10 protein-coding genes are annotated in these 12,365 nt (G+C 40.3%); all 10 read left to right on the forward strand.

Annotated elements, in window-relative coordinates; all coding sequences use genetic code 11:
• Positions 1–10: 10 nt before the first annotated feature.
• Positions 11–1,678, forward strand: coding sequence for a hypothetical protein (locus tag NE665_RS19070; RefSeq protein ID WP_117443116.1), 1,668 nt, complete (start codon positions 11–13; stop codon positions 1,676–1,678).
• Between the two features lie 280 nt (positions 1,679–1,958).
• Entirely contained in the window at positions 1,959–4,784 is a 2,826-nt protein-coding gene (locus NE665_RS19075; protein WP_117443115.1) for a sigma 54-interacting transcriptional regulator, read from the forward strand.
• Between the two features lie 156 nt (positions 4,785–4,940).
• Positions 4,941–5,375 carry a PTS mannose transporter subunit IIB gene (locus tag NE665_RS19080; RefSeq protein WP_117443114.1) on the forward strand — a complete coding sequence of 145 codons (435 nt, stop codon included), beginning with the start codon at positions 4,941–4,943 and terminating at the stop codon, positions 5,373–5,375.
• A complete protein-coding gene (locus NE665_RS19085; protein WP_117443113.1) occupies positions 5,369–5,854 on the forward strand; it encodes a PTS sugar transporter subunit IIB in 486 nt (161 codons plus the stop codon). Before NE665_RS19080 ends, NE665_RS19085 begins: the two co-directional genes overlap by 7 nt.
• 2 nt (positions 5,855–5,856) lie before the next feature.
• Complete coding sequence (locus tag NE665_RS19090; RefSeq protein ID WP_117443112.1) at positions 5,857–6,651, forward strand: PTS sugar transporter subunit IIC; 795 nt, start codon at positions 5,857–5,859, stop codon at positions 6,649–6,651.
• Entirely contained in the window at positions 6,644–7,465 is an 822-nt protein-coding gene (locus NE665_RS19095) for a PTS system mannose/fructose/sorbose family transporter subunit IID (protein ID WP_117443111.1), read from the forward strand. The genes NE665_RS19090 and NE665_RS19095 overlap by 8 nt, the downstream gene beginning before the upstream one ends.
• A gap of 40 nt (positions 7,466–7,505) precedes the next feature.
• Complete coding sequence (locus NE665_RS19100; protein ID WP_117443110.1) at positions 7,506–8,567, forward strand: SIS domain-containing protein; 1,062 nt, start codon at positions 7,506–7,508, stop codon at positions 8,565–8,567.
• A gap of 397 nt (positions 8,568–8,964) precedes the next feature.
• Positions 8,965–9,222 carry an HPr family phosphocarrier protein gene (locus NE665_RS19105; protein ID WP_117443109.1) on the forward strand — a complete coding sequence of 86 codons (258 nt, stop codon included), beginning with the start codon at positions 8,965–8,967 and terminating at the stop codon, positions 9,220–9,222.
• Positions 9,223–9,225: 3 nt separating this feature from the next.
• A complete protein-coding gene (locus NE665_RS19110; RefSeq protein WP_117443108.1) occupies positions 9,226–9,864 on the forward strand; it encodes an HAD family hydrolase in 639 nt (212 codons plus the stop codon).
• Between the two features lie 30 nt (positions 9,865–9,894).
• Positions 9,895–11,238: an MATE family efflux transporter gene (locus NE665_RS19115; RefSeq protein WP_117443107.1), complete on the forward strand. Its 1,344-nt coding sequence runs from the start codon at positions 9,895–9,897 to the stop codon at positions 11,236–11,238.
• Positions 11,239–12,365 lie beyond the last annotated feature (1,127 nt).

Raw genomic sequence — 12,365 nt, forward strand, 5'->3', positions numbered from 1 at the left:
GGGATAAGCAATGAAAAAATATATATATTTTCTGATTCCTGTATATGCGCTGTATATATTTGGAATGTTTTATGTGATGCTGCCACCATTAAACTGGCATGCTCCTGATTTTTGGAAGTTTCTGGCATTCAGTGCCGGACCGCTTCTGGTACTGCTGATTGTGTTTTCCTTTACCAAGCGGCAGATCGATTCCTTTCAGAACTGGCGTGCAACCTTTCATAACAAGAATGTCGTCAATCTGACAAGTGAACAGAAACGCTGGGGAACCATCTGCAAGGTTTCCATTCTGGCACTGATTTTTGTGATTGTCTTCCCATCCGCCGCGACTCTGGTTACTTCACGTATCTTCCATGCCAAGGCATTCTCACAGAGAATCGAGCCAAAGGATGTGGAATTCAGCGAGGTGCCGCAGGTGGATTTTAAAAAGACACCGATCATTGACCGTGACAGCTCCATCCGTCTGGGAGATAAGGTTATGGGTAATATGACAGAATGGGTTTCACAGTTTGATGTCAGCAATGAGTATACACAGATTTCCTATAAGGATAGTGTGTATCGTGTGACACCGCTGACCTATAATGGATTTATTAAATTCTTTAAAAACAAGAGTGGTGGTGTACCTGCCTATATCACGGTGGACAGCACCAGCGGTAAAACGCAGCTGGTGAAGCTGAAGGATCTCGGTCTGGATGGTATGAAGTATGTTCCATCTGCTTATTTCAATGATAATCTGAGCCGTCATCTGCGGTTCCAGTATCCGACTGAAATATTCGGAGAGCCATCCTTTGAAATTGATGAGGAAGGAAGACCGTGGTATATTTGTACAACCTATACCTATTCCGGTGTCGGTAATAAAAAGCGTGTGACCGGCGCTGTGTTCCTAGATCCGATTACAGGAAAGAGTGAGAAATATGATACCAAGCATATTCCATCCTGGGCAGATCGTATCTATCCGGAATCTCTGGTTGTGGAGGAGCTGGATGACAACGGCAGTCTGAAGAAGGGATTCTGGAACTCCCAGTTTGGACAGACCGGCGTCATTGTCACCTCCGAGGGCTATAATTATCTGGAGAAAAACGGCGATATCTGGCTGTACAGCGGACTGACCTCTGCAAACGCAGATGAATCTAATCTTGGCTTTGTACTGGTGAACCTGCGTACACATGAAGCAATGAAAATCGCAACGGCAGGCGCCAATGAAAAGAGCGCTATGAAGAGTGCGCAGTCGGAAGTGAAAAATTACGGCTATCAATCCACCTTCCCTCTTTTGATCAATATCAAGGGAAATCCGGTATATCTGATGTCATTAAAGGATAACGGACTGATTAAGATGTATGCGACAGTATCTGCTGTGGATTATCAGAAGGTGGCTACCGTATATACGGATGAAGGTCTGGATGCACTGTTTAAAAAGACGCTGAATCTTTTGGGAAGCGGCAGTGAGGATACCATCAGTAAGGAATCCTTAAAAACAGCTGATATCACAGTTGCCGGTGTGGAAAAAATCAACATGGACGGAAATACGATTTATTATATTCAGTCGGACAAGGGCGATGTTTATAAGATCAGCTTTACGACGAAATATGAAAATCAGCTCGTATTCCTGAAGGCCGGAGATAAGCTGAACATATCCTATATTGATGCTGAGGGCATTAAGACAATCAAGGAAATAAAATAAGATAAGCATCCCTGCTTTTATACAGGGATGTTTTTTTGAATGGCAAAACGCTGAAAAGTATACAGTATTTACCTGTTGTTTTTTCTTCAGGGAATAGCTGTTACAGCAAGAATGTAAATATCGTTCTTTCTCTCGTGAAACAGCACAAATTTCATGTATAATAAAGAGTAATAGGAAGCATTTTGTATAATCGAAAATAATATACAATAATTATACAGAATACGTATGGGTGGTTCACTTCTGAAATACATAGATTTCATGAAAGAAAAGGAGAGAGTGCATGAGCGATAATACGATCAAGCAGGGCATTCTGGAACTGCTGGAAAGAGAATGCAGTATTCTGGATTTTGATAAAAGCTGGTCATCTGAGGAGCTGGAGGTATTGACGGCAGCATGGCTGAGTGATCATTTTCAATGCAGCCGAAATCTGATTTCTCATTATATGAGTGAACTGCAGCAGAGAGGACAGATTATCAAAATCAACACACGTCCAGTATATTTCTTTCTGCGAAAAACACTGGAGGAACGGTTTTTCCTACAGCTGCAGGCCGACATCTATGAAACGCTGGATGAAATGCGCGATGAAGTAAGGGCAGCGGATAAAAAGCATGCGTTTCTGAACCTGATCGGCGCCCAGGACAGCCTGAGCTATGTGGTAGAGCAATGCAAGGCGGCTGTTTCTTATCCTGATCATGGGCTCCCGATTCTTTTACAGGGACCTACCGGCACTGGAAAAAGTCTGATTGCCCAGCTGATGTTTCAATATGGACTGGATACCGGGATTTTACCTTCCGACAGCAGATTTGTGACCGTGAACTGCTCAGAATATGCAAATAACCCGGAGATGTTGATGACCAATTTATTCGGCTATAAAAAGGGTGCCTATACCGGTGCGGAAAAGGATACCCTCGGATTGCTGGCACTGGCAGATGGCGGTATTCTGTTTATGGATGAGGTGCATGGACTGAAACCGGAATGTCAGGAAAAGATATTTTTGTTCATGGATAAGGGGATTTACCACATGGTTGGGGATAACGATAACTGGTATGAGTCCAAGGCGAGACTGATTTTCGCAACAACCATGCAGCCTAGCGAGGTACTGCTGAAAACACTGCTGAGAAGAATCCCTCTGCTTGTCAAGGTACCCTCCCTTGCGGAGCGTCCTCTGCAGGAGAAACGAAGGCTTCTGCAATATCTGATACAGGAGGAGGAACAGCATATCCAGCGGGAAATCTGTTTGTCGGATCTGGTCTATCGCACGCTGGAGCGACATGTTTTCATTGGTAATGTCGGGGGATTGAAAAACTGTATCCGGGCCAGCGTTGCCAAGGCGTTTCTCCGTAGTCAGGATAAACAGAAGCATGTGGAGCTGCATCTGTATGATCTGCCAAGCGACTTGCTGGAAAGCTCCGGGAAGGATTTGACACTTTACAGCTATGACGATAAAACGATGATACGCAGCAGCGAAATGCTGGTAAATACGCAGAAGGACGGTCACCTGTACAAGCTGAATTCCTATATGATTCACAAATACCGTACCATGAATCCAACAGAGCCGAGGCTATCCGTTTATGTGGAAAGCTGCTGCTTAAAGCTGGAACAATATGTAGATTATCTGTTTGCCGGAAACACCTATGAATCTCCGAAGCTTGATATGATGAATCATCTGGTGAAAAATATCATGAATATCGTGATTCATAAATATCATCTGGAGAAATTCTCAAACAATGAGATTTCCATACTTGTTCATTTTATGAATGATTACATGCAGAATTATGCTTCCATCAATCAGCTGAGAATCAGTAACCGTAAGGATGTGGAACAACTGCAAAATCTTTTGCATCGGGAATATGGACTGGAATATGAAATTGTCTGCGATATCTGGCAGCTGGTCAGTGATGCGTTGAACTTTGTTCCGGGACCGTTTGGTTTTCTGGATCTGTTTCTTTTCATTCGCTATTTTGACAGGGAAATGCAGGCTGCGGATATACCGGCAGTGATTATCGCTCATGGCTATGCGATAGCCAGTGGAATTGCGGAGGTTGCCAATCAACTGTTGAAGCAGCGGGTGTTTGATGCAATCGATATGCCGATTGAAAGTGATTTCGATGTCATTGTGAAGAAGCTGAGTGAGTACTTAAAGGGGAAAGAAAGCAGTAAGGAGATTATCGTTCTGGTGGATATGGGATCTCTGGAGGATATCTATCAGCGCTTGGAAAGTGTTAAGCTTATGGATATCGGTATCATCAATAATGTCACAACCAAGCTGGCACTGGATATTGGCAGTATGATTTTAGAGAAAATGGCGATACAGGATATTCTCAGGGAAGCAAGTAGTCATCTTCCTTACCATTATAAAATTATCAAAAACCGTGTAAAACAGGACGCTGTCTTATCCGTATGTGAGACAGGAATTGGTACGGCGGAGAAAATCAGTAATCTGATGGAGGCGTCCCTGCCGGAGCATGTATCCATCAGTGTGATTCCTTATGACTTCGATTCCCTGATCAAATCGGGACGAAGCTCCTCAATCTTTGAAAAGTATAATATTCTGTTTATCGTGGGAACCAAGAATCCAAAGATAGCAGAGATCCCTTTTATTTCATTGGAGGAAATGATTGAACAGAAGAGTGTGGAGAAAACGAATGCAGCATTTGCCCAACGTATGCGTCCGGATCAGATTGAAGCCTTTAATGAAAATATGATTAAAAATTTCTCTATGGATAATTTACTGGATTATTTAACTATTCTGGACAGCGATAAGATTATCAACAGTGTGGAAAAAATCATTAAGACGATTCAAAGAGAGCTGCAGATGGTTCTCAGCAGCAATATCACGCTTGGTCTATACATTCATATCAGCTGTCTGATCGAACGGCTGATCATCAATAAGAATGTGACAAAGTTTCATGAGCTGGATTCCTTCATACAAAAGCATGGGGATTTTATCGCTATTGTCAAACGGGCTTTTCATGATGTAGAGGTGCATTACAATGTGGAAATTCCGGTAAGTGAAATTGGCTATATTTACGACTATATCTTTAAGCGTGACAGTGTCAAGGCGGTGGATGACAGTGTCAATGAATTATGGGAAACGATTGAATGAAGCTTTTTGAATAGAAGCTACGATGCCTTTTGTAAAATCAAATTCGTCCCTGTTTAAAGGGATAAACAAGAACTGCGTGCCGGATTGATGAAAACTGGCACGCAGTTTGCTTATAGATTAGTGAAGCGTGAAATATCAGGAAAGGAGGGGAGGAGCTTGAGAAACATCATACTGGCTTCTCATGGTTCATTGGCCGAGGGCATGTTAAGTGCTGTAAAGATGATCATGGGAAGTACGCAGGGGATTAGCGCATACGGGTTGGATACCTATAAGACTCCGCAGGATATCTATCAGATACTAAAAGATAAAATAGATCGGAATCAGGAACAGGAATATATCCTGCTTTGTGATATCAATGGCGGGAGTGTGCACAATCAGCTCATGCACTTATGCATCTATCCTAAGGTCTATCTGATGACCGGAATGACATTGTCTATTGTATTAGAGCTGTTGCTTACACAGGATCATGAAAATATTGAGGAGCTGTTAAGGAAGACAATAGATACTGCCAGGGAAAACATTCTGTTATTTAACTATCAAAGTGTAAAAAGTGAAATTGACAAAGGAATCGAGGATGATAAATTATGGTAGAACTTTGTAGAATTGATGATCGCCTGTTGCATGGACAAGTGGCAGTGACGTGGGTCGGAGCAGTGGCGCCAGAAGCCATTCTGATTGCGAATGATGAAGCTGCAACAAACGAAATGAGCAAGCTGGCATTGAAAATGGCGAAGCCGGCTGGTGTAAAGCTGGCGATCAAAACGGTTGATGATGCAATCGCTCTTCTCAATAATCCGAATGCAAAGAAAATAAAAATCTTTTTAATAACAAGAACGATTCAGGATACCTTGAAGCTGGTAAAATCGACAGATTGTATCCATCGCGTAAACATTGGCGGTGTTAAGAATAAGGAAGGAGGAAAGATGATTGCAGCTGCTGTATGTTTGGACGCTCAGGATCTTAACAATCTGAAGGAATTACGGAAACTGGTGAACGATTTGGAATTACGAATGGTTCCTACAGAACACAAAATTAGTATTGATAAGTATTTAAATGAAAAGGAGGAATGAACATGATTATTCAGGCGCTGCTTGTCGGAGTTACTGTTTGTATGCTTGATTTTTTGGATGTCTGGCTATGTAATCCGATGATAACAAGACCATTGATTGTAGGAACAGCAATGGGTATCGCTTTGGGGGATGTCAAGACGGGAGTGCAGGTAGGTGCTTCTCTTGAACTTGTTTTTATGGGTGTTATGGCTATTGGTGGAACGGTGCCTCCGGATTCCATACATGGAACTGCTGTAGGTACGGCGTATGCGATAATACTCGGTAAGGGAATAGAAACAGCATTTGCGCTTGCTGTTCCAGCTTCTATTGTATGTCAAATGCTGTTTGTGCCAGGTATAGGGTTACGTTCTTTATTTACACCATACGTAGAGCGGCAGGTAAGTAAAGGAAATTGGAAAGCTTTGCAACGAATTTTCCCTGTTGTTTCAATATCTTATGAAGTATTCAATGGTACGATTTGCGGATTGGCGGTTTTACTTGGAGCAGATGTGATGAGAAGTTTTATTGATAGCGTTCCGCAAACACTGCTTGATGGTATGGGTGTCGCTGCTAATATGCTGGGAGCTGTAGGATTCGGATTACTTCTTAAAATGATGTGGCAAAAAAAACTGGCTGTTTACTTTTTCTTAGGCTTTATTATGGCAGCTTATTGTGGAATGCCACTTATGGCCATTGCGATAATAGGCGTTATTCTAGTGATTGTATTATTCTTTGAAGGTGAATTCAGTAAGCGAAGAGGATCTACTGAAACAATAGTAACCAGTGCTCAAGGAGAGGAGGAACTTTTCGATGATTAGGGAGAAATTCGGTTTAAATGAAGAAGACGGAAAGTTAATGGCAAAAGTTGCAAGGCGTTCTCATCAAATAAATGCCGTATATACATGGGAGAAATTTCAAGCCATGGGATATTTATGGACCATGATTCCAGTGATAAATAAATTGTATGAAACGGATGAGGAGCGTATAGAAGGCTATAAAAGGCACTATGAATTATTTAACACGAATCCTGTTGTAGGCGGATTTATTACAGGTTTGAGTACAGCTATGGAAGTACAGGGCGCTAAAGATAAAAATTTTGACAGAGCATCCATAGCAGCTGTTCGTACTTCTCTAATGGGACCGTTTGCTGGTATCGGTGATTCGATTTTTCAGAGTACTTGGCGTGTAATCACGATGGGAATCGGATTAAGCCTTGCAAAGGATGGTAATATTCTGGGGCCAATTGTCTTTCTTCTTTTATATAATCTTTTGGCAGAACCGTGCCGTATCCTGCTACCATATGTAGGATTTAAAATGGGATCTAAATTCATGACACAAGCTGAAGAAAGCGGAATTATGAGTTTTATAACAAAGGCTGCCAGTATTGTGGGGTTAATGACAGTTGGTGCAATGACCGCAACAATGGTCGTCGTCAATATTGGATATGTATTTAATATGAATGGCAGTGAATTAAAAATTCAGGAAATGATAGACACAATCTTTCCTTGCCTGCTTCCATTACTGCTTACGCTGGGATGTTTTAAACTTCTGAATAAGAATATGAAGCCTACAACTCTTATTGTGATTCTCATGGTGATTGGCGTTGCAGGAAAATATATTGGAATTTTTTAAATAAGTAAAATCGCTAAATAGCGTGAAGGAGGAAATATTTATGAATCTTATTGATACAATTCGTCGTGTTCCAAGACCTGTGAGGAAGGTACTGCAGGAACGAAAGGAACTAACTAGGGATCTATTCCGATATTTAGAAGGACGTCTGGATATCATAAATGAAATCGTGTTAATCGGTTCCGGTACAAGCGGTACTTCTTGCCAAACTTCAAAAGAATTTGTAGAAACTGCAAGTGGCATTTCAACAACAGCCATTCTCCCAAATATCTTTTTGGAGAAAAAGATTTATAATCCAAACGCTCTTTATATCTTTACATCGCAAAGTGGTACATCTACATTGGTCAACATTGCTCAACGTAAAATGAAAAAGCTTGGTTATGCGACAGCTTCAGTTACAGAGTCTGCAGAAACACCACTGGCAAAAGAGAGTGGATGTCATATCCTTATGGAAACAGATAATGAAGAATTTGGATGCAGAACCATCGGTTACTGTATGTCTGTGTTCACGCATATGATTATCGCTATGGAAATTGGATTCAGAAAAGGAACATTAAGTAATAATGATTATACGTTCTATCTGAAAGAAGCAGAAAAAGCAGCAGCAATGCATGAAGAGATATGCGATAAGACGATGGATTGGTTTGATCGTAATAAATGGAAACTTATGAATAAGGACGGTTTTGTTTTATATGGTGCTGGAACTTTATATGGAACAGCATTAGAAGGTGCGTTAAAGATACTGGAAATTGCCAGAAGATTTCTATGCGTTGGCTATGATATGGATGACGGCATGCATGGGCCGACCATGGGGTATACAAACCGCCATGCAATTCTGATTTTTGATGATGGACATAATGAAACGATTACAAAGGGCCTGATTCGCTATGTTCGTGACAAAGTAGGTGATGCATTTGTTATTGGGAATGATAGCGGACATGAGTGTGACCTAGTTTTTGAACCATTACAATCACCATTTGTATTCTTACAGTATGCACCTATTGTAGAGATATTGGCAGCCAGACTTGCTTATGACTATGGCATTATCATTAAAACAATAGGACCCTTACCTGAAGAAGGATATTTCAATACACATGATGAATGATAATAAATAAATATTGAGACGATGATGCTGATAATAGTTATTTCCATTGTATATAATTTCAAAATGCTGATGTGTTTTGTGAATTTGAAATTGTAAATACAAGGAAATAGTTTCCTATCAGCATTTTTCTTGGGAATTGTCCGCATACTTGTTTTACCTGTTAATTATGATTCAGTTAACAAAACATGCATTTGTATCACAATTTATATTCGATTGTTATACTTGAAATCAGCAAAAATAAAACCTGTCTTTACTTGTGTGGTCTTATCCTAAAATTACCAGTGCCGCTTTTATTTACGGTGCTGCGCTTCGATGATATGATAAAAGTTATCACAAGTACCGTGCGTATAAAAAGGAATCACTGGATGAAAAATTTGACATGAAATGAGGTGACAGAATGATTACATTCCAATATACGGTAAAGAACCATATGGGGCTTCACGCGCGACCGGCGAGTGATCTTTCTGCGATGGCGCGAAAATACAGCAGTACGATTATGGTGCATAGCAGACAACGCAGTGCCAATGTGCGCAGAATCGTTGAACTGATGGAAATCAATGTAGGCAGGAATGAAATTCTGTTATTTGAAATTGAAGGTAGTGATGAACAGCAGGCTGCGGAAGAAGTGCGCCGCTATTGTGAAAGAAGGTTGTGAGAATTGCAAAACTATAAGATGGTTGTATTTGATTGCGATGGAACGCTGATTGACTCTGCCATTATGATTACGATGCTATATGAAGGGTATCAAACAATGTATCCGAATCGCAAGCCCTTACCATATGCGTATTTTATTCCCTGTTATTTTCAGACGGATCAGGAAAACTGTGCATATCTGAACGTGCCGGAAGAGGATAAGGAACGCTTTGAGGATATCTGTTTTCATCACTGTGAAAAAGGAATGGATACCGTAAAACCATTCTCTGGAATCAATGAGCTGTTGATTGAATTACACAAACGCGGTTATGCGCTTGGTATTGCGACCTCCCGCAGCTATGCCGCATTTTATGAACTGCGAAAGCAGCTGACAAAAGAGGCGTTTGACTGTTTTTCCTGTATTGGCGTGCAGGAGGTCGTTGCACGCACCAAGCCTGCACCTGATGTGCTTCTTTATATCATGCAGAAAACCGGATACTCTTCAAGAGAGCTATTGTTTGTCGGTGATTCCATGAACGATGCACAATGTGCAAAAACAGCCAATGTGGATTTTGTCTGGGCGAAATGGGGCAGTGTTACAACGGAATCCCTGCCCTGTCGCTACATGGCAGAAGCTCCACAGGAGCTTTTAACATTATTATGAGTATATGAATACAGATCAGGAGGGGAATCTATGCAAAAGAAAATAGATTTACTGCATGGCAATTTATACTCTGCCCTGCTGTGGTTTGCGCTGCCCTTTCTGGCAGCAAACCTCATACAGGTACTGTATGGCACCGTCGATTTGCTGGTGGTAGGATGGTACAATAGCGAGGCACAGATATCTGCGGTGTCACTGGGTTCTCAGATTACCCAGCTGCTGCTTTCTTTGATTACCGGTCTGACGATGGGAAGCACCGTATTGATTGCACAATATGCAGGAAATGGCAAAGACAAGGATATTAAATCTTCCATTGCCACAACCTTTACGCTTTTTCTATTGCTGGGAATCCTGTTGACAGTTGTAATGCTAATGCTTACACCGCAGCTGCTATCCCTCATCCGAACACCGCAGGAAGCCTATAGAGATGCCTGCAGCTATGTATATATATGCAGTATGGGGATAATTTTCAGCTTTGGCTATAATGCTGTCAGTGCAGTTCTCAGAGGTCTTGGAGATTCCAAAAGTCCTTTGTATTTTATTACCATTGCCTGTTTGTTTAATATCGTGCTTGATTTTCTGCTGGTTGCCGGCTTTCATATGGGGGCTGCAGGTGCTGCCATTGCGACAACATTTTCTCAGGGGATATCTCTTCTGCTGTCCATAATCTTTCTGCGTAAACAAAAATTCAGCTTTGATTTTCATTTATCCAGCTTTTATATGCAAAGGGATAAGGCACTTCTGCTGTTGAAAATCGGTCTTCCCATTTCTTTACAGGAGGTCATATCGGCAGTCTCCTTCTTATGCATAGCTGCTATTATCAACGGCTTTGGCGTCGCTGCTAGTGCTGCTGCCGGTATCTGTAACAAGTTTGAAGGCTTTGCCATGCTGCCATCAACGGCAATCGCATCTGCCATCAGCACCATAGCTGCACAAAATATCGGTGCCGGAAATTGGAAACGCGCTGGAAAAGCGTTGTGGATCAGTGTTTTATTTGCATTCACCGCCTCCATGATATTCTTTGTCTGGGCAGGTATATCTTCTGAAAGTATTCTTCGCATCTTTAAGGCGGAGGGGGCAGTTATCACTGCAGGAGAACAATATCTACACTATTTCCGATATGATTTTCTACTGGTTGCCTTTGGATTCACAATGAACGGCTTCTTCAATGGCTGCGGCCGAACACTGTTTGCCATGATCAACGGCATAGCGGCATCCGTGTGCATCCGTATCCCTCTGGTATTTATCCTGTCACAATACGGGAATCATGACCTTACCGGGATAGGTCTTGCCATACCTGCCGCTACACTTGTTTCTGTGATTGCAGGAATCATCTATTATCGGCGCGGGAAATGGAAGCAGGCACTGCTGCTTTGATTAAGGAAACAAGCTGAATCACAGGTTTCTATGGAGGTATACATATCGCGAATACACAAGTTCCGGTTTTCGATAATAACATTCTTTATTTAAAAACAGTACTGCTGAAATAGGTGAGAAGTAAAAAACAAGAGAATTCAAGACATTAAAATATTACATGTATTTTGATTTATCTTTTCGTATATGTTTTGATGTAGGCAGAAACCGGATATCAAGATTTTAAATCTTTTGTGATTACTGAGCGGTTTCTTCCAAATTCAAGTTCGGATTAGCTGTTCCATACAATTTAGAATTCTCAGATTTTTATCGTTAGCAACTAGGTGAAATTCTGTTTTTGTAATTTTATGATTACTATTCACAGCTAATCCATAAATATGTGATTTACCTATGAACTATTAGAATATGGAGCTCATGTAACAGGTCCTATATTTTCATTTTCTCTGTAGCTGCTATATAAATTGAAGAAATATTCTAATTTGTATCTATATACGTATTTATCAAGTTGATTAAGTTTTAATAATATTTACAAGGAATATGCAATTAATAAAAGGTTAAATATAGATGATAATTTATTAACTATATATAGTTGTACTTTTTTATCTATACCGTTAGCATTGATGCTAACTCATTAAATTGATTATGAAATGTTCAAAGCTTGATAATAATTTTATAAGGAATATGTAATAAATAAAAGGCTAAATAAAGGTGATAATTGAGTGAACATAGATTGTTCTAATTCATATCTATACAGTTAGCATTGATGCTAACTCATTAAATTGATTATGAAATATTCAAAGCTTGATAATAATTTTATAAGGAATATGCAATAAATAAAAGGCTAAATAAGGTGATAATTGAGCCGAACATAGATTGTTCTAATTCATATCTATACAGTTAGCATTGATGCTAACTCATTAAATTGATTATGAAATATTCAAAGCTTGATAATAATTTTATAAGGAATATGCAATAAATAAAAGGCTAAATAAGGTGATAATTGAGCCGAACATAGATTGTTCTAATTCATATCTATACAGTTAGCATTGATGCTAACTCATTAAATTGATTATGAAATATTCAAAGCTTGATAATAATTTTATAAGGAATATGCAATAAATAAAAGGCTA

The sequence above is a fragment of the Clostridium sp. DFI.1.208 genome, from assembly GCF_024463855.1.
GTDB lineage: Bacteria > Bacillota_I > Bacilli_A > Erysipelotrichales > Erysipelotrichaceae > Clostridium_AQ.

What these genes read in the sequence shown, in the direction of transcription:
- NE665_RS19090 (WP_117443112.1), top strand. Translation starts at nt 5,857, where the DNA reads ATGATTATTCAGGCGCTGCTTGTCGGAGTTACTGTTTGTATGCTTGAT.
- NE665_RS19095 (WP_117443111.1), top strand. Translation starts at nt 6,644, where the DNA reads ATGATTAGGGAGAAATTCGGTTTAAATGAAGAAGACGGAAAGTTAATG.
- NE665_RS19105 (WP_117443109.1), top strand. Translation starts at nt 8,965, where the DNA reads ATGATTACATTCCAATATACGGTAAAGAACCATATGGGGCTTCACGCG.
- NE665_RS19075 (WP_117443115.1), top strand. Translation starts at nt 1,959, where the DNA reads ATGAGCGATAATACGATCAAGCAGGGCATTCTGGAACTGCTGGAAAGA.
- NE665_RS19070 (WP_117443116.1), top strand. Translation starts at nt 11, where the DNA reads ATGAAAAAATATATATATTTTCTGATTCCTGTATATGCGCTGTATATA.
- NE665_RS19115 (WP_117443107.1), top strand. Translation starts at nt 9,895, where the DNA reads ATGCAAAAGAAAATAGATTTACTGCATGGCAATTTATACTCTGCCCTG.
- NE665_RS19085 (WP_117443113.1), top strand. Translation starts at nt 5,369, where the DNA reads ATGGTAGAACTTTGTAGAATTGATGATCGCCTGTTGCATGGACAAGTG.
- NE665_RS19100 (WP_117443110.1), top strand. Translation starts at nt 7,506, where the DNA reads ATGAATCTTATTGATACAATTCGTCGTGTTCCAAGACCTGTGAGGAAG.